Annotated in this window: 20 protein-coding genes; 17 read left to right on the top strand and 3 right to left on the bottom strand. The window is 40.6% G+C overall.

The annotated features are described in order from the left end of the window. Positions 1-11 precede the first annotated feature (11 nt). The gene (locus tag LCM09_RS17860; RefSeq protein WP_224884711.1) at positions 12-569 is read right to left on the bottom strand and encodes an antibiotic biosynthesis monooxygenase family protein; all 558 of its coding nucleotides are present in this window, start codon (positions 567-569) and stop codon (positions 12-14) included. A gap of 104 nt (positions 570-673) precedes the next feature. Between LCM09_RS17860 and LCM09_RS17855 the strand changes: the two genes are divergently transcribed. The 10 genes from LCM09_RS17855 (at position 674) to LCM09_RS17810 (ending at position 13,790) form a co-directional block, all read left to right on the top strand. Continuing rightward, positions 674-2,836, top strand: a complete 2,163-nt coding sequence (locus tag LCM09_RS17855) for a transglycosylase domain-containing protein (protein WP_224884709.1) — start codon at positions 674-676, stop codon at positions 2,834-2,836. 205 nt (positions 2,837-3,041) lie between these two features. After that, positions 3,042-4,085 (top strand): uroporphyrinogen decarboxylase, encoded by a 1,044-nt coding sequence (hemE, locus tag LCM09_RS17850; RefSeq protein WP_224884707.1) that lies wholly within the window; start codon positions 3,042-3,044, stop codon positions 4,083-4,085. A gap of 18 nt (positions 4,086-4,103) precedes the next feature. Continuing rightward, positions 4,104-5,060 carry a ferrochelatase gene (hemH, locus tag LCM09_RS17845; RefSeq protein WP_224884705.1) on the top strand — a complete coding sequence of 319 codons (957 nt, stop codon included), beginning with the start codon at positions 4,104-4,106 and terminating at the stop codon, positions 5,058-5,060. Beyond that, positions 5,053-6,468, top strand: coding sequence for a protoporphyrinogen oxidase (gene hemY, locus LCM09_RS17840; protein WP_224884703.1), 1,416 nt, complete (start codon positions 5,053-5,055; stop codon positions 6,466-6,468). The genes hemH and hemY overlap by 8 nt, the downstream gene beginning before the upstream one ends. Before the next feature lie 78 nt (positions 6,469-6,546). After that, positions 6,547-7,830: an ATP-binding protein gene (locus tag LCM09_RS17835; protein ID WP_224884701.1), complete on the top strand. Its 1,284-nt coding sequence runs from the start codon at positions 6,547-6,549 to the stop codon at positions 7,828-7,830. 12 nt (positions 7,831-7,842) lie between these two features. Further along, positions 7,843-8,418 carry a TetR/AcrR family transcriptional regulator gene (locus tag LCM09_RS17830; RefSeq protein ID WP_224884700.1) on the top strand — a complete coding sequence of 192 codons (576 nt, stop codon included), beginning with the start codon at positions 7,843-7,845 and terminating at the stop codon, positions 8,416-8,418. Between the two features lie 181 nt (positions 8,419-8,599). Beyond that, positions 8,600-10,906 (top strand): YhgE/Pip domain-containing protein, encoded by a 2,307-nt coding sequence (locus LCM09_RS17825; protein ID WP_224884698.1) that lies wholly within the window; start codon positions 8,600-8,602, stop codon positions 10,904-10,906. Positions 10,907-11,079: 173 nt separating this feature from the next. After that, positions 11,080-12,219: an ABC transporter ATP-binding protein gene (locus tag LCM09_RS17820; protein WP_224884696.1), complete on the top strand. Its 1,140-nt coding sequence runs from the start codon at positions 11,080-11,082 to the stop codon at positions 12,217-12,219. Further along, on the top strand, positions 12,212-12,874 hold the full coding sequence (locus LCM09_RS17815; protein ID WP_224884694.1) for an ABC transporter permease: 663 nt from the start codon (positions 12,212-12,214) through the stop codon (positions 12,872-12,874). The genes LCM09_RS17820 and LCM09_RS17815 overlap by 8 nt, the downstream gene beginning before the upstream one ends. 34 nt (positions 12,875-12,908) lie before the next feature. Continuing rightward, entirely contained in the window at positions 12,909-13,790 is an 882-nt protein-coding gene (locus tag LCM09_RS17810; RefSeq protein WP_489753194.1) for a glycine betaine ABC transporter substrate-binding protein, read from the top strand. A gap of 52 nt (positions 13,791-13,842) precedes the next feature. Here the strand turns inward: LCM09_RS17810 and LCM09_RS17805 are convergent, their stop codons facing one another. Further along, entirely contained in the window at positions 13,843-14,571 is a 729-nt protein-coding gene (locus tag LCM09_RS17805; protein ID WP_263623065.1) for an amino acid ABC transporter ATP-binding protein, read from the bottom strand. A 191-nt stretch (positions 14,572-14,762) separates the two neighbouring features. On the opposite strand from LCM09_RS17805, the gene LCM09_RS17800 reads away from it, so the two are divergent. The 4 genes from LCM09_RS17800 to LCM09_RS17785 all read left to right on the top strand — a co-directional run bounded on the left by LCM09_RS17800 (position 14,763) and on the right by LCM09_RS17785 (position 20,708). Continuing rightward, positions 14,763-16,442, top strand: a complete 1,680-nt coding sequence (locus tag LCM09_RS17800) for a glycoside hydrolase family 13 protein (RefSeq protein ID WP_224884690.1) — start codon at positions 14,763-14,765, stop codon at positions 16,440-16,442. Positions 16,443-16,920: 478 nt separating this feature from the next. Next, on the top strand, positions 16,921-18,921 hold the full coding sequence (gene tkt / locus LCM09_RS17795) for a transketolase (RefSeq protein WP_224884688.1): 2,001 nt from the start codon (positions 16,921-16,923) through the stop codon (positions 18,919-18,921). Positions 18,922-19,017: 96 nt separating this feature from the next. After that, positions 19,018-19,971, top strand: coding sequence for a DNA-binding transcriptional repressor DeoR (gene deoR / locus LCM09_RS17790; RefSeq protein ID WP_224884686.1), 954 nt, complete (start codon positions 19,018-19,020; stop codon positions 19,969-19,971). A gap of 2 nt (positions 19,972-19,973) precedes the next feature. Next, complete coding sequence (locus LCM09_RS17785) at positions 19,974-20,708, top strand: MBL fold metallo-hydrolase (RefSeq protein ID WP_224884685.1); 735 nt, start codon at positions 19,974-19,976, stop codon at positions 20,706-20,708. A gap of 40 nt (positions 20,709-20,748) precedes the next feature. Here LCM09_RS17785 and LCM09_RS17780 read toward each other — a convergent pair whose 3' ends face one another. Continuing rightward, positions 20,749-20,943: a hypothetical protein gene (locus LCM09_RS17780; RefSeq protein ID WP_224884683.1), complete on the bottom strand. Its 195-nt coding sequence runs from the start codon at positions 20,941-20,943 to the stop codon at positions 20,749-20,751. Positions 20,944-21,097: 154 nt separating this feature from the next. Here LCM09_RS17780 and lplA point away from each other — a divergent pair, with 154 nt between their 5' ends. The 3 genes from lplA (at position 21,098) to paaA (ending at position 24,833) form a co-directional block, all read left to right on the top strand. Beyond that, entirely contained in the window at positions 21,098-22,087 is a 990-nt protein-coding gene (gene lplA / locus LCM09_RS17775) for a lipoate--protein ligase (RefSeq protein WP_224884852.1), read from the top strand. 147 nt (positions 22,088-22,234) lie between these two features. Beyond that, the gene (locus LCM09_RS17770; RefSeq protein WP_224884681.1) at positions 22,235-23,761 is read left to right on the top strand and encodes a fatty acid--CoA ligase family protein; all 1,527 of its coding nucleotides are present in this window, start codon (positions 22,235-22,237) and stop codon (positions 23,759-23,761) included. A gap of 124 nt (positions 23,762-23,885) precedes the next feature. Beyond that, positions 23,886-24,833 carry a 1,2-phenylacetyl-CoA epoxidase subunit PaaA gene (paaA, locus tag LCM09_RS17765; protein ID WP_224884678.1) on the top strand — a complete coding sequence of 316 codons (948 nt, stop codon included), beginning with the start codon at positions 23,886-23,888 and terminating at the stop codon, positions 24,831-24,833. The last annotated feature ends 6 nt before the right edge of the window (positions 24,834-24,839 follow it).

Here is a 24,839-nt window from a genome sequence, read left to right as displayed (position 1 = left end):
AATAACTTCATTTAAACGCTAGTGTGTTCTACTTGATACGTTTTCACATAAGGTTTTCCTCTAAACACCGTCTTGGGAAGGCCTTTATCTGTGTTGCGATTCTTGTGAGCTGCATTATAAGCTTCTGAAGACTGCCAATTTTTGAAAGCATCTTCACTACTCCAGAAGGTAGCAACGATGTAAGGGTCATTATGAATCGGACGTAGAATTCGAATGCCTTCACACCCGGGTTCGTTCTCTACTTTTCCTGCTCTATTTTTAAATCGTTCTTCAAAAGTAGCGCGTTCACTTTCTTCTACTGGAATATGGTTTAAAACGACAAAAGTAGGTTGTGAAACCTCACCTTTCTTGTCCATTATTTCGTACTCTTTCCCGCTCTTGAAGATGGACTCTGAAGAAGTCTCATGGTAGAGAGCAGCACCTTCATCGTTAGATAATAAATACAACTGCTCATTCCTATTTTCTTCTTTTAGTTTCGATAAGTAATCGTATGTACCGTATGTGACATAAACCTTCATATCATCCACCCTTTCAACAATTAGATAGGAATCGCCTGATACTTTACCCATTTTTTGCGAAAACTAAACAGAACTGTCAAATTATGATGTACAAAAAACGAAGTCGTTGAGGTAAGCTTAATTTTATTCGACTTGTAAGGAGAGTGCCGTACATAATGAAGAAGCTTGGTATAGGCTTGGTTGCAACGATTGCTGTTTTCCTAGTAGGATTGCTAGGATATCTAGGCATTCTACTTGCAGGGAATTACGCAATCGATGAGAAAAAGCTTGTCATGAACTCAGCGACTAAGCTCGTTACAACAGAGGGTGACCTCATTACGAAACTATATATTGAGAATAGAGATCCGGTTTCCATAGAAGATATTCCAGATCATGTACAAGAAGCATTCATCGCGACGGAAGACAGTCGTTTCTACGATCACCATGGTCTCGATATTAAAGCGATAGGGCGTGCGCTTTATCGAGATATTCTTGCTGGTGCGAAAGTTGAAGGTGGAAGTACAATCACACAACAGCTGGCAAAGAACGTATTTTTAACGAATGATAAATCATGGTTAAGGAAAACAAAGGAAGCTGTTATCGCGATTAATCTAGAGAGGAATTATAGTAAAGAGAAAATACTTGAAATGTATTTAAACCAAATCTACTTTGGTCATGGTGCATACGGACTGCAATCAGCTTCTAAATTATATTTTAATAAGGAAACAACTGAACTTAGTATCGAGGAAGGAGCGTTGTTAGCTGGCCTTCCAAAAGCCCCATCTCATTACTCTCCAATCGAGCACCCTGAAAAGAGTAAAGAACGAAGAGACTTAATTCTTTCCCTTATGGAAAAGCAAGACTATTTAACACCTGAAAAGGCAGTTCGATTACAAGGGAAAACGGTAGCGTTAGATATTGCTGAGGTGACTAAGAATCCTGCGTTTCTAACGTATGTCGACATGACGTTAGACGAGGCGAAAACGAAATTTAACTTGTCGAATGAAGAAGTGCTAAAAGGTGGATATAAAATCGTCGTTCCTATGGATATTACGCTTCAAAAAACGGCTTACTCTGAATTTCAAAATAAAGCGTTCTTCAAAGGAAGCGACCCGGACACGCCACCTGAAGGAGCACTAACGATGATGGATAGTAAGAGTGGTGGCGTAGTCGCTGTTCAGGGTGGTAGGGATTATGTTCAAAAAGGGTTGAATCACGTGAATACAAGGAGACAACCTGGATCCTCTTTCAAGCCTATTGCAGTCTATGGACCTGCTCTTGATAAAAAAGACTATCATCCATACACCCTCTTGAAGGATGAAAAGGAAGATTATAATGGGTATTCTCCTTCCAATTACAATGACCGTTATACAGGGGAGATGCCGTTATACGACGCTGTAAGAGTGTCAGCGAATGCCCCAGCAGTGTGGTTGTTAAACGAGATAGGTATTTCATATTCGAAATCATATTTAGAGAAAAGTGGTATTTCAATTGAAGACAAGGATTTGAAAATTGCTCTCGGAGGAATCGATAAGGGCGTAACACCATTTGAAATGATGGAAGCTTACCGACCTTTTGCTCACGAAGGCGAAAGAGTTGAGCCTTATTTTATCGAAGAACTTTACGATCATGAAGGGAAACTTGTAGGAAAAGCAAAACCTAAGAAAGAATCCGTGTATTCCGAGCAAACGGCATGGTACATGACGCGAATTCTTGAAGGAGTCGTTAAAAACGGCACTGCTCAAAGTGGGCAAGTGGATACTGCTCTAGCAGGGAAGACTGGTACGACTTCATATGAAGGTGTTGACGGCGGGGTTAGAGACGCGTGGTTTGTTGGTTTTACGCCAGAGATTGTCGGATCCGTATGGATGGGGTATGACCGAACAACAAATGATCAGTATCTTACAGGTGGAAGTGAGTACCCTGTTCAACTGTTTAAAAAAGTTGTGAACGCTCATGAAACGAGTACAACCGCTTTTCAAAAACCTTCAGACGTAAAAGAGATGGAAAAGCCTGTACAACTTCCTGAAATTGTAGACTTAGAAGCCGAAATTGATTTTCTTTATGGATTACCTGCTGTGAAATTAGAGTGGACGCCTTCTTCAGATGAAAGGGTAGCGTATAACATCTATGAAATAAAAGATGGAAACAGAAAGAAAATAGACACCGTGGAAGGTAAAGGGGAGTTTACCAAGTACTCCGTTTCCTTCTTTGGATCTGTATCGTACCAGGTCGTTCCTGTTAACCCACTAACTGAGCAAGAAGGAACTCCTTCTAACGAAACGTCATTTCGGATTTTAGACCGGTTTATTGATCGTAATGAGGAAGAAACAGGATAGTATCTTACAAAAGCGGGTAATAATGTGTTAATACCTCGTAATCATGCTTTCCTATGTTAAGGTTAGGGGTGTAAACGTCTTCAAACAAAGACAATTTTATGACAGTTTAATTTAATGACTATACACGTATCAATTCCATCGCTATTATATGTAGGGATGCATAAATGAACGAATAGCAATATGAGTATGAGAAAGGTGGACAACCATGAATAAAGCTCCATTTAATGATCAATTTCTTCGAGCATGTCGAGGAGAAGAAACAGATTTCACACCTGTATGGTATATGAGGCAAGCTGGTCGTTATCAAGCTGAATATAGAAAGATAAGAGAGAAGTATTCCTTCCATGAAATGAACCTGAATCCGGAGGTTGCTGCTGAAGTAACGAGATTTGCTGTTGAACAGCTAGGTGTAGATGCAGCTATCTTATTTGCGGATATTATGACACCACTACCATCGATCGGTGTCGATGTGGAAATCAAAAAAGGTGTTGGGCCGGTAATCGACAATCCAATCCGTAGTGTTTCTGACATCGATCGCCTTGGAGAATTAGATCCTCTAAAGGATATTCCTTACGTTATGGAAACGATCAAGATGCTTCGTGAAGAATTATCTGTACCTTTGATTGGATTCAGTGGTGCACCTTTCACAGTAGCAAGTTATATGATCGAAGGCGGACCTTCCAAGAACTATTACAAAACGAAAGCTTTAATGTACTCAGATCCTGAAGCGTGGCACCGTTTGATGAATAAATTAGGAGATATGACGATTGCTTATTTGAAAGCTCAGGTACAAGCTGGTGCTCAGGCATTGCAACTGTTCGATTCTTGGGTTGGCGCTTTAAACGAAGCGGACTATAGAACGTACATAGCACCTGTTATGAACCGCATTTTCTCTAGTTTGAGAGAAACTGGCGTCCCGCTTATCATATTTGGAGTAGGAGCAAGTCATCTGATCCAAGAGTGGAACAAACTGCCTGTCGATGTAATTGGAATCGATTGGAGAATCACGATCAAGAATGCACGTAATAAAGAGGGGATTACTAAACCTCTTATGGGGAACCTTGAACCAGCATTACTTCTTGCTCCATGGGAAGTGATTGAAGAGCGTACGAAAGAAATCCTAGATCAGGGCATGCAAGAGCCTGGTTTCATTTTCAACCTAGGTCATGGTGTATTCCCTCAGGTTGAGGTCGAAACGCTACAACGATTAACTCGTTTTGTACATGACTATACGAGTAAGAATAGGTAGGGGAACGGGAGGTACAATATGCCGAAACGAACAATAGGTCTCCTTGTCATGGCTTATGGTACACCTCGAAGCGAAGCGGAAATAGAACCATACTATACTCATATTCGGAGAGGGAAAAGGCCAACTGAGGAAATGCTACAAGATCTAGTTGAACGGTATGAGGCAATAGGGGGCATTTCTCCGCTATACGAAATTACCAAAGAACAATCTCAAAAGCTCGAAAGCAGAATGAATGAGCTTTTCGATGATGAAATAAAGTTTAAAAGTTATTTAGGTTTAAAGCATATCGAACCATTCGTTGAAGATGCAGTGAAAAACATGCAAAAAGACGGAATTCAGGAAGCGATCAGCATCGTTCTTGCACCACATTATTCTAGTTATAGTGTAAAGGCTTATCATGATAGAGCGAATAAGGCTGCAGAGAAGCTTGGTTTTCCAAATATACACAGTATCGAAGAATGGTACACCGAACCTAAATTTATTCAATACTGGGTTGAACAAGTTAATTCTTGTTTGAGAAGCCTCGATGACAAAGAAAAGAAGAAGACGATCGTCATCTTCACAGCTCATAGTTTACCTGAGAAGGTATTGCAACATGGTGATCCATACCCTTCTCAATTAGAAGAAACAGCAAGTCACATTGCTTCAAGAGCGGGTATCCAACATTATGCAGTAGCGTGGCAAAGTGAAGGCAATACGCCTGAACCATGGATTGGTCCTGACGTGCAGGATTTAACGCGAGATTTATTTGAGCAAGAGGGCTATACTGGTTTCATCTATTGTCCTGTTGGTTTCGTTGCTGATCATCTTGAAGTGCTTTATGACAATGATTACGAATGTAAGCAAGTAACAGAAGAACTTGGTGCTACTTATCATAGACCAGATATGCCGAACGCACGAGACGAATTTATAGAGATATTAGCTTCTGTAGTGACGAAAGAATTAATAAAGAAGAAGATGATAAATCATGAATAATTCAAAGAAAAAAATTGTGATAGTTGGTGGTGGGATTACCGGTCTCGCAGCTGCCTACTATCTTCAAAAAGAAATGAAAGAATCTCATCAACCATACGAGATCACAATCATAGAGGGCAGTGAGAGGCTCGGTGGGAAAATTCACACGGATACGACTAATGGCTTCGTCATCGAAAGAGGACCTGATTCTTTTCTAGCAAGAAAGAAGAGTGCAGCTACATTAGCGAAGGAAGTTGGACTCGAAGACCAGCTCGTCCCGAACTCAACAGGAAATGCGTTTATCTTAAATAATGATCAGCTGTATCCTATCCCAGGTGGTTCTGTAATGGGCATTCCAACAGAAGTAGCTCCTTTCGTATCGACACGTCTTTTTAGCTTGAAGGGGAAACTAAGAGCATCATTAGACTTGATACTTCCTAGGCGTGATCAAAATGGTCAGGATCAATCTCTTGGCTTGTTCTTCAGAAGAAGACTAGGCAATGAAGTTGTTGAGAATTTAATCGAGCCTTTATTATCAGGTATATACGCAGGAAACATCGATAAATTAAGCCTGATGTCTACATTTCCACAGTTCTATGAAGTGGAACAGAAGCATCGTAGTTTGATCCTCGGGATGAAGAAGACTACACCAGCTTCAAGAAGAAAGACTGGTAAAAAGAAACCTGCCTTTTTAACAATTAAATCTGGGTTGCAGTCATTTGTGAAGGCTATCGAAGATCACCTAACAGAAGTTGATATAAGAAAGAGTGTAAAAGTTGACTCGATTCGTAAAAACGGAGAGTCTTATCATCTTACAACCATGAGCGGAGAACAAATCGATGCTGATGCTGTTATCGTTACCACACCTCATCAGCAAGTGACTAGAATGTTAAGGGATCTTGATGAAGTCACTCCATTAGAAGATATGCCGTCAACAACCGTTGCAACGGTTGCGATGGCATTTCCTGAGGAAGCAGTAAAGAAGTCGTTAGATGGTACAGGATTTGTCGTATCAAGGAATGCAGATTACACAATAACGGCCTGTACTTGGACCCATCGAAAATGGCAACATGCTGCACCGAAAGGAAAAGTTCTTTTGAGATGCTATGTTGGTAGAGCAGGGCAGGAAGAAATCGTCGAAAAAAGTGATGAGGAAATTGTACAAACCGTACTGAATGATTTAAATCAGATCATGGAAATTGAAGGTCATCCGGAATTCTATCGAATAACAAGATGGCGTCAAGCTATGCCTCAATATGAAGTAGGGCACAGGAACCGATTCGAAGAAGTACAATCTGGCTTAAGAAGTAAGATGCCAGGTGTCTTTCTAGCAGGTGCTTCCTATGGAGGAGTTGGTCTTCCTGATTGCATCGACCAGGGAGTAGAATCAGTTACGTCAGTTATATCTTATCTTCGTAATCAGAAATAGATTCACCTAGCGGTGAATCTTTTTTGTGCATAGTAATAAACCGGTTACAGATAGTCTCCTATTGTCTCTAATGATAGAATGAAATGGCAACATATAGAAAAAGGAGACATGGCAATGTTAGATATGGCAAGACCTCTACTTGTAAATATTGCAATGCTATTTTCAGTGCTTTTCATCTGGAATATGGTCATGCCTTTTACACGGTCAAGGTCGTTAGGTTTAAAAGATAAACTCTTATATGGTGCCATTAGTTCCTTGATGGCTCTTCTGTGTATGCTGTTCCCATTAGAAAAGTTTGGAGACACTGTATTTGATCTGCGGGTGGTTCCTCTTATTCTTGTTACGTTGTACGGTGGAGTAATACCTGGTTTTATATGTACTGTCGTTATATCGATCGCTCGATTTTGGATGGGAGGAGAATTTGCTTACGTTGGTGTGAGCTTGGCAGTCATCGCGTTCTTTCTTTCGTGGGGATATAGAGACCTTTTTCAAAAAGCGAACCGAAAATGGAGTGTGATTCTTCAGGTTGGCGGAATATTTCTTATTACATATATAGCCATCATCATGTGGTTGGTGAAACCGTCAGAGCCATATTTTTATCCGATCTATTTCCTTTCATTTGCTATCGCGTATTTTTTTATATTTTATTTAACAGAGAAACTTGTTATCGTTAATCTCCAGCTCGAGGAAACGGTTTATCTTGAGAAACTATCGGTTGCAGGGAAAATGGCTGCTTCAATTGCACACGAAATACGAAATCCACTTACGACTGTTCGGGGATTACTTCAATTTATTTCAACAGATTCAAAGGAGCAGCAGGTAAAGAAATATGCCCCTTTGATGCTGGATGAGATCGATCGTACGAATAAGATCATCACAGATTACTTAACGCTTATTAAACCTACAAAGCTAGACCATGCAGAGGTGAACCTTAATAAAGTCGTTAGTGATACGATCGAGTTAACATCGGTGTTAGGGGTTTACCACGCAGTGAAAATTACTTATGAAGAATATGGGGATTTCATAATCCTCACGAACCCACAGGAGATTAAGCAGTGTCTTATCAATCTTATTAAGAATTCAATCGAGGCTATAGAAAATGATGGTCTCATTGAGATCATCTTGCAGAACGGAACAAAGAGAAATACCGTAGATATCATCATTAAAGATAACGGCTCTGGCATGAATGAGGAAGAATTGAAGAAAATTGGTTTGCCCTTTTACACAACGAAATCAAAGGGCACTGGATTGGGCACGATGATAACAAATAGGCTTATAAGGAACATGAACGGAAAGATAACTTACACAAGTACGGAAGGAATAGGGACGACGGTCACTGTAACCCTTCCTAAATTAAGATAAAGGGAGAGGACTATGGGGTTTGATCGAAAAGTAAGCATTATAAATGCCGCGGAAAAATCATTCTCAATGTTTGGATATAAAGCAACTACGATGGACCAAGTAGCAAAAATAGCGAACGTCGGGAAAGGCACCATATACACGTTCTTTAAAAACAAAGAAGAGCTTTTTAATGAAATTGTAAGTCAGATGGTAGGTGAGATGAAAGAGCTTGCTGAAACTTCGATTAGAGAAGAAGACTCCTTCTTTGAAAATCTTCACCGTGCCCTATTTGATGTACTCGAGCACCGTAAAGAGCATAAACTTGCGATTAAGCTTTCGCAAGAAGTGCGTGAAATAGGTACTCCAGCTGCATTAGAAGCTCTAAACCTCGTTGAACAAGCGATTACCTCTTTCATCAAACAAGAGATCGAGAGAGGCGTTAGAAACAATGAGATAAAAGAATGTGATCCGTCCCTCACCGCATTCTTACTATTTAAGATGTATATTGCTCTTGTCTTTGACTGGGAGAAAACGAATCGATCCCTTACAAAAGAAGAAATTGCGCACCATCTTGAATTATTTACGATGGAGGGGATTAAGAAGCCATAGGAGGTCTATTGCTTTAATAAAAAAAGGATGATATATTACTATCTGTAGCATTAATGACCGGATTCGAAAAATGGTCATTATTGTTTGAGAATCATATACAGCTAGTAGTTGGTGTTCTTTTTTTTAGCATTAATGACCAAATGACAAAATTGGTCACACAGACAATCGGGAGGTAAAAATTATGAAATTTCGTCATCTCCGTTCTGAGTGGCGTGCGTTATTCACAAATAAAAAAATTCTCATTCCTGTTCTTGCAGTATTATTTATCCCTGTTTTATACAGTGGAATGTTTTTGTGGGCATTTTGGGATCCATATGAGAATCTAGACCAAATTCCAGTAGCTGTAGTAAATGAAGATAATGGAGCAGATTTTGAAGGGGAACATATCGATATAGGAAATGAGTTAGTAGATAAGTTGAAAGATGATCCAAAGTTTAAGTGGGACTTCGTTAATGAAGAAGAAGCAAATAAAGGGCTTGAGGATCAAACCTACTACATGAAGATTCAAATTCCTGAAGATTTCTCTAAAAGGTCAACGACTGTATTAAATGAGCAGCCTGAAAAACTTAATTTAAAGTATGTTCCAAACGAAAGTTTCAATTTCCTTGCAGGGCAAATTGGAGGAACGGCTGTAAGTGAAATCAAGTCACAAATCGCGAACAATATTACTGAAAATTATAGTGAACTTGTTTTTGATAAGTTTAGCGAAATTGCGGATGGATTATCAGATGCATCTGATGGTGCTCTGGATTTAGCTGATGGATCGTCTGACCTTAAAGTCGGTACAGAGCAATTAAAAGAAAATGTAGCAAAGCTTAACAATGGGTCGATCGAACTAACGAACGGTGTGAGTGAATTACAGAATGGTTCTGTGAAACTCTCTAATGGTCTAGAAGAAGCTAGTCAGGGATCTACCACATTGTTAACGACGTTAGAGGATAAACAATCCAAAATTAATGAATTAGATGCTGGTGCTGGGCAAGTAAGTCAAGGTGTAAATCAATTTAGTGACGGTTTAAGTGAATTTAAATCAGGTCAAGAAAGCCTTCTCGCTGGTGTTGAACAGAGCAAGGGTGGAATCCACCAGATCATAACGAAGCTTGAGGACAAGTCTAGAGACGTTACATCGTTAGGTGCAACTGCCGGTAGCGTGAAAGAACCAATCGTTAACGGTGGCCAAGGAGCTGCGCAAGTATCTAAAGAGTTGCAGGGAGTTATACAAAGCATCCAATCGAATGGAAGCTATTCGGAAGAAGAGAAACAAGCATTAATCAGTCAGCTTAAACCGATTGCAGAGAAATCTGCAGGAGCTGCTCAATCCATTAAGGAGGGAGGCGCGAAGTTAGAATCTGTTACGAAAAGTATTTCATCAAATGTAGAAGGAATGAAAACAAGCCAGAATGAACTCATCACTGCGCTACAAAGTCTTTATGATGGACAAGTGAAGATTGAAAAAGGCTTACTACGATTTGGAAACGAGTTAGATACTGCTAGAGAAGATGTATCACAACTTCAAGCTGGCGCTGATAAAGTGGCTGAAGGAACGGCTAATGTGTCTTCTGGTTGGCAAGAAATGATTACGAATGTAAGTAAACTAAATAGCGGCGTTGTGGAATTAGAAAATGGGTCGCAGGTTCTTGTAACTGGCTTAACGGATCTCGAGGGAGGGTCTTCCGAACTTTCTTCAGGTGCAGGTCAGCTGTTAGAAGGGTCTAAGAAGTTAGACAACGGAGCCGAGAAAGTAACTGACGGATCAAACGAACTTCATAGTAAGTTAGACGAGGCAGCCAAAGAAACTGTTCAAACGAATGCAGATGAAGACACATACAATATGTTTGCAGATCCAGTAGACGTAGAAAGTGATGCAACAGATTCTGTTCCAAACTATGGAACTGGGTTTGCGCCGTACTTCCTATCGCTTGGTTTGTTTGTCGGAGCTCTTCTAATGTCGATCGTCTTCCCTCTTCGTGAACCTGCAGGGGATCCTAAGTCTGCTTTGGAATGGTTTGTTAGTAAGTATGGGATTCTTCTTACTGTTGGTGTGATTCAAGCCTTAGTCGCAGATGCAGTCTTACTATATGGTTTAGATATTGAGGTTCAAAGTGTTGCGTACTTTATTCTTTTCTCAGTGATATCAAGCTTGACGTATATGACGATGATTCAGTTCTTCGTCACAACGATGGGAGATCCGGGTCGATTTGTAGCGATCATTATCTTGATTCTACAGTTAACAACTAGTGCCGGTACATTCCCACTTGAATTGATTCCAGAAGGTCTCCAAATCTTTAATACGTGGTTACCTATGACATACACGGTATCTGGATTAAAGGCAGTGATCTCAAGTGGAGATTTTGCATTCATGTGGAACAATGTGTTGATCTTGCTTGGATTCACTCTGATCTTTGCAGTTGGAACGATTGTGTTCTTCTTTATGGAAATGAAGAAGCGTAGGAACAAAGGGTTCGATGAACCGGTAATAACAGAATAAGTGTAGTGAAGCCTTCTCAGTTTAGAGAAGGCTTATTTCTTTGAATTATTTTATGAAAAAGGATAGAGTAATAGTAAGATTGTTACAGAAAAGCATGTTGGTTGGTTTGGATATAAAACGTAAGGGTAATGACTGAGGATAGGTATTTTAAGGAGGCAGGGAGAAGGGGAACAATGATTACTTTTAAGAATGTTAGCAAACAATTTCCTGATGGAACAACCGCTCTTAAGGACATAAATCTACATATTGAAAAGGGCGAACTCTTAACATTGATTGGTCCGAGTGGTTGTGGAAAAACAACGACTATGAAGATGATTAATCGCTTGATCGAGCCTTCAGGTGGTCAGATATACATAGATGGAACATCGATCGCTGAGCAGGATCCAGTAGAACTTAGAAGAAGTATCGGTTATGTTATTCAACAGATTGGACTACTTCCACACATGACAATTGCGGAGAACATTTCGTTAATCCCTAAGTTGAAGAAATGGGAAAAGAGTAAAATAGAAGCACGTGTCGATGAATTATTACACCTAGTAGGCCTCGAACCTTCTACATTCCGAACGCGCTACCCCTTAGAATTAAGTGGAGGACAGCAACAGCGAGTAGGCGTTATCCGTGCTTTAGCTGCAGAACCCCCAGTCATACTAATGGACGAGCCTTTTAGTGCACTTGATCCGATTAGTCGTGAACAGCTTCAAGATGAACTTATTAAGCTTCAAAAGGAAATACAAAAGACGATCGTATTTGTGACGCATGATATGGATGAAGCGATGAAGATAGCGGATCGGATCGCGATTATGAAAGATGGCGAAATCCTGCAGCTCGATACACCTGATAACATACTACGTCATCCGAAAAATGAGTTTGTTCGTGACTTTGTAGGTGATGAACGGATCGCAAAAGGCCAAATTCCTACAGCTAGTGATCTGATGATACGAAAAGTTGCTACAGTGAAAGAAAGTCGTGGATTAGCTGAGGCATTTCGATTAATGAGGTCAGAACGGGTAGACAGTCTCGTCGTTACTGATCCAGACCACGTGTATAAGGGAGTCGTTACACTTGATGTTGTGCAACAACATTATGATGACGATTCGAAGCGCATCGTTGATGTGATGAGTGAACCAAAACCCGTCTCAATCGATACGCTCTATCCAGAAATCGCTAAACGCTTTGCTGAAGAAACGCCAGGTATGATTTTGGTAGTGGATGAAAATAAACTTGAAGGTGTTATTACGAATGGCAGTATGATGAGAGGGCTAGCTGGGCTCGATCAAGTAAGTCAACGAAAGGAAGGTGCCCTAAATGAATGATCGTAACTTCTTTGTATTATTCATTGAAACCATACAGGGGCGTTGGGATGATATTCTTGTAGCACTACAGGAACATCTCTTTCTATCGTTTATTTCGATCGTCATCGCGATCTTAATCTCGGTTCCGCTTGGTATTTTTATTTCACGTAGGAAGAAGCTTGCAGAACCAATCATCGCAATATCAGCAGTATTTCAAACCGTCCCTAGTTTAGCGCTATTTGGGTTCTTGATTCCTTTTCTAGGAATTGGAAGCACGACTGCTATTATTGCATTGACTGTCTATGCTTTGCTTCCTATATTGAGGAATACTTATACTGGAATTACCTCAGTCGATCAATCTTCAATCGAAGCAGGCAGAGGAATGGGAATGACAGATTCACAAATTCTAACGAAAATAGAAATCCCTCTATCATTACCAGTTATTATGGCAGGTGTAAGGACAGCGACTGTTTTGACGATAGGTGTTGCGACATTAGCGACGTTTGTTGGGGCTGGAGGCCTTGGTGATATCATTTACAGAGGTCTAACTTCCAATAAGGACGAGCTCGTGCTAGCAGGAGCACTTCCAGCTACGATTCTTGCACTTAGCTTTGACTTAATTCTGAAATTATTAGAAAGTGCAGCAACTCCAAAAGGGATTAAAGCAAAAAAATAAAGGGGAGATTAATTTGAAGAAGTTTACGATATTAATGTTAGGTCTTGCTATGGTGCTAGGCGCTTGCGGTGGCAACGATAGCGGTAGTAGTGAGAGTGATCCGATCGTCATCTCTGGTAAGCCGTGGACTGAACAGTATATTTTACCGCATATTGTGGGTGAATACATAAAGGCTAATAGTGATTATGAAGTCGAAATCGACGAAGCGGTCGGAGAGGTTAGTGTTATACATCAGGCACTTGTTGATGGAGATGTCGACATGTACGTTGAGTATACAGGAACAGGTCTTGAGACGGTTTTGAAAGGCACTGCTGACTCAGATGAATCTGCAGATGAAATTTTCCAGAGAGTAAAAGAAGGATATAAGGAAGAGTTTGACCTCGTTTGGCTTGAGCCACTAGGGTTTGAAAATGGGTATACCCTTGCGATTACACAAGAAACGAACGAAGGATTAAATGCTGAAACTTACTCAGATTTAGTACCTGTTTCGAATGAAATGGTGTTTGGAGGACCTCATCCATTCTACGAACGAATCGATGGGTATGAAGCGATGGTCGAAACGTATGGCTATGATTTTAAAGAGACAGAAAGTCTTGACCCTAACATTATGTATGATGCATTGAATGAAGGAGAAGTAGATGTTATTCCTGCATTTACTACAGATGGTCGAATTGCTCGTTTTAACCTTGTGAGTACGGAAGATGATAAGAATTTCTTCCCACCGTATTATGCTGCACCGGTTGTAAGACAAGATACGCTAGATTCACATCCAAAGTTAGCTGACATTGTGAACGAACTTGGGGGTAAGATTTCTGAAGAAGAAATGTCTGAAATGAATGCAAAAGTTGATCTAGACGGAGAAGAACCAGAAAAGGTAGCGATGAATTTCTTGAAAGAAAAAGGACTTATCGATTAAAGACTTTTAAGTTTACAAAAAACGTGCAGATTTCACATCTGCACGTTTTTTCTTATAGAATTTTACTTAAGAATGCTTTTGTTCGTTCATTTTGTGGATTTTGGAAAATCTCTTCTGGGACATTTTCTTCAACGATATAGCCGCCGTCCATGAATAGTACTCGGTCTCCCACTTCCCGTGCGAAGCCCATTTCATGCGTGACGACAACCATCGTCATCCCTTCTTTTGCAAGCTGTTTCATTACTTCGAGCACTTCCCCGATCATTTCAGGATCAAGAGCTGAAGTGGGTTCATCAAACAGCATCACGCTTGGTTCCATTGCTAATGCTCTAGCGATGGCAACACGCTGTTTCTGACCTCCAGATAGCTCGCCAGGGTAGCTATTTGCTTTTTCTTTTAGTCCTACTTTTTGGAGTAATTCCAGCGCTTGGTCCTTAGAAGCTTGTTTATTGTTCCCTTTTACCTTAATAGGAGCGACAGTGATATTTTCAAGAACGGTCTTATGTGGAAAGAGATTGAAATGCTGAAACACCATTCCAACATCTTGTCTTACTTTATTGATTTTGGTCTTAGGATCAGCGATGTCATGACCATTCACAATTACGCTGCCACCTGTAATATCTTCTAATTTATTCAAGCAACGAAGAAACGTACTCTTGCCAGAACCTGATGGACCAACAACACAGACGACTTCTTTTTCTTTAATCTCAGTGTTTATTTCTTTTAATACTTCTAAATCCCCGAAGGACTTTTTTAAGTTTTTGACTTGAATGATACTCATGCAGGTTAACCCCTCTCGACAAACTCTTTATACCTTTTGATGGGTAGTGAAGAATAGTCCCATTATACCAACTATACTAATAGAATTGAAAGGAGATCGCATTCACATCCATTATTTGTACTCCATACCATTCTCTTATATAATCGTTAGTGAAAACGTTTGCGCACATTTTGATTCAGGAGGGAATAGACGTGGGGAAACAGTGGTGGAAAGACAGCGTTGTGTATCAAATATATCCTAGAAGTTTCAATGATAGCAATGGTGACGGAGTTGGAGATATAAAAGGAATCACTGAAAAGCTAGATTATCTGAAAGAACTTGGGATCGATGTAGTTTGGTTATCACCTGTATATCAATCTCCTAATGATGACAATGGGTATGATATTAGTAACTATAGAGAAGTTATGGATGAATTCGGAACGATGGCTGACTGGGAAGAGATGTTAGCGGGAATGCATAACAGAGGTATTCGTCTAGTTATGGATCTTGTTGTAAATCATTCTTCAGATGAACATGCGTGGTTTGCGGAGTCTCGTAAATCAAAAGACAACCCGTATCGTGATTATTATATATGGCGAGCTTCAGAGAATGGTCATGAACCAAATAATTGGGGGTCGATCTTTGGTGGCTCTGCCTGGCAGTATGATGAGGCAACGGATGAATACTATCTTCACCTCTTTTCAAAAAAACAGCCTGACTTGAACTGGGAGAACCCAAAGCTTCGTGAAGAAGTATATGATGTTATGAAATTCTGGCTAGATAAAGGTGTTGATGGGTTCAGAATGGATGTCATCAACTTCATTTCTAAAGATCCGAATCTACCTGATGCTGAAAAAAAATCACCCGATAAGTATCAGTGGGGCGGCGACTACTTCGTTAATGGACCGAAATTTTTTGATTATATGAAAGACATGAACGAAAAAGTATTGAAGAACTATAACGCCATGACGGTTGGAGAAATGCCCTTAGCTACACCTGAGGATGGGGTGAAGTATACAGATGAAGAAGATGGGATCGTCAGCATGTTATTTCAATTCGAACACATGGATGTAACGAATGGTCCAGGAGGAAAATGGGATCAACAGCCTTGGAAGCTAACAGACTTAAAGAAAATCATTTCTAAGTGGCAAACAGAGTTACACGGGAAAGGCTGGAACAGCTTGTATATGGAAAATCATGATCAGCCTCGCTCAGTGTCTGTCTTTGGAGATGATGGAACGTACAGAGTTGCATCAGCTAAAATGCTTGCAGCATGGCTTCATTTACTCCAAGGGACTCCTTATATTTATCAGGGGCAGGAGCTTGCCATGACCAATGTGTATTTCGATCGAATCGAAGATTATGAAGATATCGAAACGTTGAATATGTACAATGAAGAAGTAAAAGAAAAAGGGAAAGATCACGCGGAAATCTTAGAAGCAATCCATAAGAAAGGACGGGACAATGCGAGAACGCCGATGCAGTGGTCAGATGAGAAACATGCAGGATTTACAACCGGCACGCCGTGGCTCAACGTTAACCCGAACTACACCGAAGTAAATGCAAAGAAAGCATTACGTGATAAGAACTCGGTCTTCTACTTTTACAAAGAACTTATTCGATTACGAAAAGAATACGACATCATCGTCCACGGTGACTACAAGCTTCTGCTTGAAGATGATGAACAGTTGTACGTCTATAAAAGAAAGTATAGTGATCAAACTCTCGTTGTGGCAGCTAACTTCTCTAGCGATAACGTAATCCTCGAACTAGATGAGCTATTACAAGGAGGCAGTCTTCTTATCTCTAATTATGAAGAAACGACACATCAACTAGAAAGTAGCTCTACCATGCGTCCTTATGAGGTAAAAGCTTACTTGTTTTATACGTAGACTATTCTTAAGTGGATTGACGAGCTTTTAATAAAGTCGGTAGTGTGTTGGAAGTTTATTTTAAAAAGTTCTTGGTTAGGCATAATTCTCAGCATAACGGTAATTGGAGCGGAAGGATGCTCGACTCCTGTGGGATGAGCGGGACAGGTGAGACCGGCGAAGCCGAGGAGGCTCACCGACCGCCCCGCGGAAAGCGAGCATCCTGGAGCGGAAATCAGCTGCTATCTTAATTCAATTAGACTCCCTTCTTTCTAAAGCGCGGTATTCCCCGCGCTTTTTTTATTGTAACTTATTTGTTTTAACTTTCATGATTGAAAACTTTTTTTTGGAGGGAAGATAATTTTGTGGCTTAGATGTTTTTTAGTGTAACCAGACATCTTTCCTTTTTCTTTTACCAGCACTCATGTATAATTATCAATGTACATTTGTTCAGAAGATATTTTACTAAATTTCATTATAAAAGAAGGAGTGTATACATATGACAACAAATCAAATGGATTCACTTGCAGTAAATACAATCCGTACGCTTTCCATCGATGCAGTTGAGAAAGCAAATTCCGGACACCCAGGAATGCCGATGGGAGCTGCTCCAATGGCTTATACATTATGGAGCCAGTTCATGGATCATAGTCCATCAAATCCTGATTGGTTTAACCGTGATCGCTTTGTATTATCTGCAGGACACGGCTCAGCACTTCTATATAGCATGCTTCACTTGTTTGGATATGACGTAAGCATGGAAGACTTGAAGTCATTCCGCCAATGGGGTAGTAACACACCAGGACACCCTGAGTATGGTGAAACGCCTGGGGTAGATGCTACGACTGGTCCATTAGGACAAGGTCTTGCTATGTCAGTTGGTATGGCTATGGCAGAGCGTCACCTAGCTGCGACTTACAATAGAGATGACTTTAACGTTATTGATCATTACACATATAGCATTTGTGGTGATGGAGATTTAATGGAAGGTGTTTCTTCTGAATCAGCTTCATTAGCTGCTCACCTTAAACTTGGACGTCTGATCGTTATGTACGATTCAAATGATATTTCTCTTGATGGAGACTTGAATCAGTCATTCTCTGAAGATGTTCAAAAACGTTATGAAGCTTACGGCTGGCAAGTAATCCGCGTTGAAGATGGTAACGATATGGCTGCGATTGCTGACGCATTGAAGCAAGCTAAAAGCAACACAGATCAGCCAACGATGATCGAAGTGAAAACGACGATCGGTTACGGTTCTCCTAACAAAGGTGGAAGCAACACATCTCATGGTGCACCACTTGGAGCAGATGAAATTTCTCTAGTGAAAGAGAACTACAACTGGGCTTATGAAAATGAATTCCATATTCCTGAAGAAGTGAAAAGTGTTTTCGCTGAAATCAAAGAAAATGGAGATAATAAAGAAAAGCAGTGGAATGAACTTTTCGCTAGCTATGAAGAAAAGTACCCAGAGCTTGCTGCCGAGTTGAAAGCAGCGATGAAAGGTGAACTTCCTGAAGGCTGGGATAGTGAAATTCCTTCATATGAAAAAGGTACGAGCACAGCTTCTCGTGCAGCATCCGGTGAAGTACTGAATGCAATCGCGAAAAACAATCCACAAATTTTCGGTGGTTCTGCTGACCTTGCATCTTCTAATAAGACGATGCTAAAAGATGAGAAAGATTTCTCAGCAGCGGATTATAGCGGAAGAAACATCTGGTTTGGTGTACGCGAATTTGCAATGGCATCAGCATTAAATGGTATGGCACTTCATAAAGGTCTTAAAGTATTTGGAGCAACATTCTTTGTATTCTCCGACTACCTACGTCCTGCTTTACGTTTATCTGCATTGATGGGTGTACCTGCAACTTATGTATTCACACATGACAGTGTAGCAGTCGGAGAAGACGGACCTACACACGAACCTGTAGAGCAACTTGCTTCTCTTCGTGCAATGCCTGGCCTTTCCATTATCAGACCAGCTGATGGAAACGAAACAGCTGCAGCTTGGAAAGTAGCACTTGAAACATCTACTAACCCTACAGCACTTGTTCTATCTCGTCAGAACCTACCTGTTGTAACAGATTCTCACGATCAAGCATACGAAGGCGTGAAACGCGGTGCTTATATTGTAGAAGGTAGCAATAATGCAGACGCTCTTCTACTTGCATCTGGTTCTGAAGTAGGCCTTGCTGTCGAGGCAAAGAATCTTCTTGAAAAAGAAGGAATTACAGCTTCAGTGGTGAGTATGCCAAGCTGGGACCTATTCGAAAAACAATCAGAAGACTATAAGAAGACAGTTCTACCTGATGATGTAACTGTTCGTCTTGGTATTGAGATGGGCGCATCTATGGGCTGGGATCGTTATGTAGGACACAAAGGTGATGTTCTAGCGATCGACCGCTTTGGAGCTTCAGCACCAGGAAACACGGTAATTAAAGAATTCGGATTCACTCCAGAAAACGTTGTTAAAAGAGTAAAAGCAATGCTATCAAGATAACACTTGAGAGGCTTTCAGAAGGCGAAAAGGTCTTTCTGAAAGCCTTTTTTATAGGTGTAGACGATAGCAAATACATATGGAATTACAGGTGTTGCTATGGATAAGGGAAAACTTGAAAAGGTTGTAGAGGCGGCCCGCTTATACTATCAGCTTGATTTCAGTCAGCAGGAAATCGCAAGCAAGCTGTCAGTTTCTAGGCCTACCGTATCCAGGTTATTAAAACAAGCTAAAGCGGAAGGGGTCGTTGAGATAACCATTCATGATCCTTCTGAAGATGTACATCGATTAAGCTCAGAGCTTGTAGAAGCTTTCGGTCTAATTGATGCTGAAGTCGCCATTGTTCCTCAGTTCGAAGAGGGCACCGTAAAACATCACGTTGGTAAGACTGCTGCACTGTATTTACATGAAACCATTGAAGATAATGACTTGATCGGTGTATCTTGGGGAACAACACTAAATGAAATGGGGAAAAACTTACGTCATAAGCTGCTGAAAAATGTTTCTGTCGTCCAATTAAACGGTGGCATCAGCTACTCTGAAACCAATACATATGCATATGAGGTCATTCAAATGCTCAGTCGTTCTTTCCACGCAGCAAGTCACTTCTTGCCTGTACCGGCTATCGTAGATCAACTTCTTGTGAAAGAGACGATGGAAGCTGATCGCCATATTAGGAAAGTACTCGATATGGGACGAGATGCAAATGTAGCCCTGTTCAGTGTTGGGATACCGACGAAAGAATCTGTTATCGTGCAAGCTGAGTATGTAACAGAGGATGAACTAGATGTCATTCATTCACGCTCCGTTGGTGAAATATGCTCGCGCTTTTTTGACGAGAATGGACGACATATTCATAAGAATTTGAACGAACGAACAATAGGCATCGATCTTGAAGAACTATCAAAAAAGGAAAAGTCCATTTTGATCGCAGGTGGACCTAAGAAAGTGGATGCGATATATGGAGCTCTAAAGGGTGGCTATGCGAACATTCTTGTTACTGATCAATATACAGCTCGCGCATTACTTGAATTGGAAGGGGAGAGAAATTAGCAATGAAAGTGACGGTACTAGGTCCTTGGGGAGGTTACCCGAAAGCCGGTGAGGCTAGCGCTGGTTATCTTGTTCAAAAGGAAGGATTCAATTTACTAGTGGATTGTGGAAGTGGTGTATTGGCACAACTACAGCATTATTTGCCTGTGGAAGAGCTCGATGCTGTTATCATAAGTCACTACCATCCAGATCACATTGCAGATACCGGTGTTTTGTACCATGGGAGACTCATACAGTCTAAAATCAGTAAGGAACTTCCAGAGTTGCCGATCTATGCGCCTCCACATGATAAAGAGGCATTTAATAGACTGAGTCATGAACCTTATACTGTAGCAAAACCATATAAGGAAAATGAAGAGCTCCAAGTTGGTCCATTTACAATTACGTTTCTTAAGACGACTCACCCCGTTACATGTTTTGCTATGAGAATTCGTGACGGAGAAAAAAGCATGGTCTTTACTGCCGATTCAAGCTATATGAAAGAGTTTGAACAGTTCGCAAATGGAACTGATCTTCTACTTTGTGAATGTAATTTATACAGTCATATGGATGGTTCGTCTATGGGGCATATGAATAGTACGGATGCAGCCAAGATTGCTAAAGCTGCCAGCGTAGGAACACTCATGCTAACACACCTTCCACACTTTGGTGTATTAGAAGACTTAGAGCAGGATGCGAAAAAACAGTTCGATGGAAAAGTCGTTCTTGCAGCAAGTGGTTTAACTTGGGAAGAATAAAAGAAGGACTGAAGGAAATTCCTTCAGTCCTTCTAGCGTATTAGTCAAGGTTATTGGAATCGAGTTTCCCGTTCATATCCATTAAGAAACCAATCTCTCTTCCAAGCAGGCGTGCGATCTCCTTACACTTCTTTTCACCTTCTGCTTTAATTTGCTCTATCGTTAAGCTCGAATTTAAGCTTGAAGCACCTACAATTACTGGGATATCCCCTTTTTCATAATAAACGATTTTCATTTGTGCCCCTCCTCATTTGCGTTTACTAGAAGTATTCGAAGCGTAGGAAAAAAGAACGGGGAGGAACCGCATTACATTTTATGGAGAGGGTGCTTTTTTGCTTAGTATAAAACAATTCATTACAATAGAATGAGAACAAACTGGAGGGAACATGATGCGATTTATAGATAACGAAAATATTATGGACGCTGGGATCAACCTAGCGATCGAAGAATACATTCTTAAAGAGCTTGACCCTGAAGAAACCTATCTTCTTTTTTATTCCATGAATCCTACTGTTATCGTAGGGAAAAATCAAAACACGATCGAACAGATCGATACAACCTACACACGTGAGAATGATGTTGATGTCATCCGACGTCTTTCTGGAGGCGGGGCGGTGTATAATGATCCAGGTAACTTGAGCTTTAGCATCATTACGAAAGATGATGGCAATAGCTTTCATAACTATAAGAAGTTTACAGACCCAGTGGTAAAAGCTCTACATAAGATGGGCGTAGATGCTGAATTAAGCGGACGGAATGATCTTCTCGTAAATGGGAAGAAGATATCGGGCAATGCTCAGTTCTCTACAAAAGGAAGAATGTACAGCCACGGTACTTTGATGTTCGACGTAAATCTAGAAAACGTTGTGAAAGCATTAAAAGTGAACAAAGAGAAAATAGAATCAAAAGGAATCAAGTCGATCAGAAGTCGCGTAACGAATATAAGTGAACATATGGATGAGGACATGACGCGTGAGGAATTTAAACAAAAGCTTCTTCAATCAATTTTCGAAGAGTATGATGAAGTGCCTACTTATCAGCTTACAGAAGAAGATTGGGATGAAATTAACAGAATCGCAGATAAGCGATATAAAAACTGGGATTGGAATTATGGGCGCTCACCGAAATTCAATGTTCAGCACTCAAAAAGGTTCCCGATCGGGTCGATAGACGTCCGCCTAGAAGTGAAAAAAGGTTACATTAAGCAAGCAACCATTTTTGGCGATTTCTTCGGAGTTGGTGATGTGAAGGAGCTAGAAGAACGACTCACAGATACAAAATATGAACCAGAGTCCATTAGAGATTCGCTTAAAGGTTTAGATGTAAAACATTATTTTGGGAACATATCAGAAGAAGACTTTATAAATCTTATTTATTAGGCGATAGGAGCTGACATACCAGCTCCTATTTCTATTTAAAGAGCGGTGAGTGAGAGATTTCCCCTTGCTTGATAAATTTTCTTCCAATATAATATATTTAGAAAATTAAAAATGAATGATTATTCATTCATATCAGGAGGAGAGCGAATGAATCTTTCGGAACAACTGACACAAACGGCACTATCGCATCCGGATAAGCAGGCGTATATTTATGAGGATCAAGCCGTAACGTATGCACAGCTTGACCAGAAAGTATCTCTTTTCGCAGCAAACCTTGCCGATGAAAATATTAACAAAGGCGACCATGTTGCATTGATACTGGGGAATTCACCAGAATTTATCATCAGTTACTATGGAGCATTAAGAGCCGGGGCGGTTGTTATTCCGATAAACCCCATCTATACTCCTAATGAGATTGGATACTTGCTCCATAATGGTGATGTGAAAGCAATCGTAACGTTAGAGCAGGCATTACCACTTGTTGAAGGCATGTCGAATCAACTTCCTGATGTAAAGCTCGTTACGTATGTTGGCGAAGCAACGGAAGAAAAGGTTTTATCAAACATTAAATTGAAACCGTTTACAACGATGGTTCTTGACGAAGGAAACGAGGTACCATCAGTTCAGACGAAAGAAGACGACGTTGCAGTCATTCTCTATACTTCAGGAACGACAGGTCGACCAAAAGGAGCGATGTTGTCTCATAAGAATATCGTGAGCAATGCTTCTGACACCGCTGATTATCTGGAGTTTAATGCGGATGATGTTGTCATCACTGCCTTACCTATGTTTCATGTGTTTTGTATGACCGTTTCTATGAATGCCCCTCTCATTGCTGGAGGTACCCTCCTTATCTTACCTAAGTTCAGTCCTCAAGAAGTTTTTCGTGTTGCAGAGAAATATAAAGCTACCGTCTTTGCAGGTGTCCCAACTATGTATAATTTTCTTTATCAATTTCCAGAAGGCCGAGAAGAGTATTTTAAGCATGTAAGAATATGTATATCTGGAGGCTCGCCATTACCAGTTGCACTGCTCCATCGTTTCGAAGAGAAGTTCAATGTAAAGGTATCTGAAGGGTATGGCTTATCCGAAGCAGCACCTGTTACGTGTTTTAATCCATTAGATCGTCCAAGGAAGCCAGGCTCGATCGGAACCAATATTACGAACGTAGAGAATAAAGTAGTCGATGAACTTGGACAAGAAGTTTCTCCAGGAACTGTTGGTGAGCTTATTGTGAAAGGGCCAAACGTGATGAATGGCTATTACAAGTTACCAGAAGACACTTCTGCGACAGTTAGAGATGGATGGCTTTATACAGGAGACTTAGCGAAGATGGATGAAGAAGGATACTTCTATATCGTAGATCGTAAAAAGGATCTCGTGATTGTTGGAGGATACAATGTTTATCCACGAGAAGTGGAAGAAATATTGTATCAGCATCCGAGCATTGTTGAGGCAGCTGTAGTTGGTGTTCCTGATCCTGATTTTGGTGAAGCAGTACAAGCCTTTGTCGTTACGAAGGATGTGCTCTCAGAAGATGAGGTTAAGAATTATTGCAGAGAGAACCTCGCTAAATATAAATGTCCTACGATTGTGGAATTTATTGATGAGCTACCAAAAAATACGACAGGAAAAATATTAAGAAAAGCGCTGCGAAAGCATGTAAATGCATAGAAATGAAGCCGGCTCAAATTGAGTCGGTTTTTTATTTAAAAGAAATAGTCAGAAAATAATTGATATTTATATGACAATAAAATATAATGACGTTAAATAAACGTTATATTGGAGGTGTGTGGGAATGGAAGCTGTTTATCAGCAAAACATCGATCATTTCATGGATCGAATTAATAATGGAGAGAAGATTGAAGCTGACGACTGGATGCCAGATGATTACCGTGAGGCATTGATACGCTTGATTTCAATGCATGGAATCAGCGAAATTATGGGAGCACTTCCTGAGAAGGAATGGGTACCAAAGGCGCCTACGCTTCATCGAAAGTTAGCGATCATGGCAAAGGTTCAGGATGAGATGGGGCATGGCCAACTTTTACTACGGGTTGCAGAAGATTTAATGGCACCGCTCGGTAAGAATAGAGATGACATTATGAAAGATTTATTCTCGGGTCGGTTAAAGTTTCATAATGTTTTTCATATGGAGGCACCTACATGGGGGGATGCCGGAATCATAGCGTGGCTTGTAGATGGAGCGGCGATTATTTCTCAGACGATGATGCTTGGAACTTCTTATGGACCATACGGTAGAGCCCTAAAGCGAATTTGTGCAGAAGAGGTATTCCATGCACAACATGGCGAGAGTATCATCATGGCACTCGCCGAAGGAACAGAAGAACAACGAGAACTTCTGCAGGATGCTTTAAACAGGTGGTGGACGTCGCTATTAATGTTCTTCGGACCTAAGTCGAAAAACGAAACGGGCCACTCGAATCAAGATAAGAATATGCAATATAAGCTGCGTACGAAGACAAACGAGCAGCTACGACAAGAGTTTTTGACAAAGTATGTTCCAAGGATTTGGTCCTTAGGGTTAACCATTCCAGATCCTACTCTACGCTTTGATGAAGAGAAATCAGAGTGGGAGTATGCTGATCCAGATTGGTCAGAGTTCAAGAAGATCGTTACAGGAAATGGTCCGAAATCAAAAGAACGATTGGCGCTTAGAGTAAGATCGTATGAAATGAATAGCTGGGTACGTGAGGCACTCGGTAAAAGACCCCAGCATATATAGAGAGGT

Source organism: Guptibacillus algicola, assembly GCF_020171805.1.
Lineage (GTDB): Bacteria > Bacillota > Bacilli > Bacillales > Guptibacillaceae > Guptibacillus > Guptibacillus algicola.
This window is presented reverse-complemented; position numbering and strand designations above follow the sequence as displayed.

Bases quoted from the DNA above. Each gene is read 5' to 3' on its own strand.
- LCM09_RS17785 (WP_224884685.1), top strand. From the start codon at position 19,974: ATGAAAGTGACGGTACTAGGTCCTTGGGGAGGTTACCCGAAAGCCGGT.
- LCM09_RS17815 (WP_224884694.1), top strand. From the start codon at position 12,212: ATGAATGATCGTAACTTCTTTGTATTATTCATTGAAACCATACAGGGG.
- lplA (WP_224884852.1), top strand. From the start codon at position 21,098: ATGCGATTTATAGATAACGAAAATATTATGGACGCTGGGATCAACCTA.
- LCM09_RS17805 (WP_263623065.1), bottom strand. From the start codon at position 14,571: ATGAGTATCATTCAAGTCAAAAACTTAAAAAAGTCCTTCGGGGATTTA.
- LCM09_RS17770 (WP_224884681.1), top strand. From the start codon at position 22,235: ATGAATCTTTCGGAACAACTGACACAAACGGCACTATCGCATCCGGAT.
- hemE (WP_224884707.1), top strand. From the start codon at position 3,042: ATGAATAAAGCTCCATTTAATGATCAATTTCTTCGAGCATGTCGAGGA.
- LCM09_RS17780 (WP_224884683.1), bottom strand. From the start codon at position 20,943: ATGAAAATCGTTTATTATGAAAAAGGGGATATCCCAGTAATTGTAGGT.
- LCM09_RS17860 (WP_224884711.1), bottom strand. From the start codon at position 569: ATGGGTAAAGTATCAGGCGATTCCTATCTAATTGTTGAAAGGGTGGAT.
- LCM09_RS17830 (WP_224884700.1), top strand. From the start codon at position 7,843: ATGGGGTTTGATCGAAAAGTAAGCATTATAAATGCCGCGGAAAAATCA.
- LCM09_RS17825 (WP_224884698.1), top strand. From the start codon at position 8,600: ATGAAATTTCGTCATCTCCGTTCTGAGTGGCGTGCGTTATTCACAAAT.
- LCM09_RS17835 (WP_224884701.1), top strand. From the start codon at position 6,547: ATGAAATGGCAACATATAGAAAAAGGAGACATGGCAATGTTAGATATG.
- deoR (WP_224884686.1), top strand. From the start codon at position 19,018: ATGGATAAGGGAAAACTTGAAAAGGTTGTAGAGGCGGCCCGCTTATAC.
- hemY (WP_224884703.1), top strand. From the start codon at position 5,053: ATGAATAATTCAAAGAAAAAAATTGTGATAGTTGGTGGTGGGATTACC.
- LCM09_RS17820 (WP_224884696.1), top strand. From the start codon at position 11,080: ATGATTACTTTTAAGAATGTTAGCAAACAATTTCCTGATGGAACAACC.
- paaA (WP_224884678.1), top strand. From the start codon at position 23,886: ATGGAAGCTGTTTATCAGCAAAACATCGATCATTTCATGGATCGAATT.
- tkt (WP_224884688.1), top strand. From the start codon at position 16,921: ATGACAACAAATCAAATGGATTCACTTGCAGTAAATACAATCCGTACG.
- LCM09_RS17810 (WP_489753194.1), top strand. From the start codon at position 12,909: ATGTTAGGTCTTGCTATGGTGCTAGGCGCTTGCGGTGGCAACGATAGC.
- LCM09_RS17855 (WP_224884709.1), top strand. From the start codon at position 674: ATGAAGAAGCTTGGTATAGGCTTGGTTGCAACGATTGCTGTTTTCCTA.
- hemH (WP_224884705.1), top strand. From the start codon at position 4,104: ATGCCGAAACGAACAATAGGTCTCCTTGTCATGGCTTATGGTACACCT.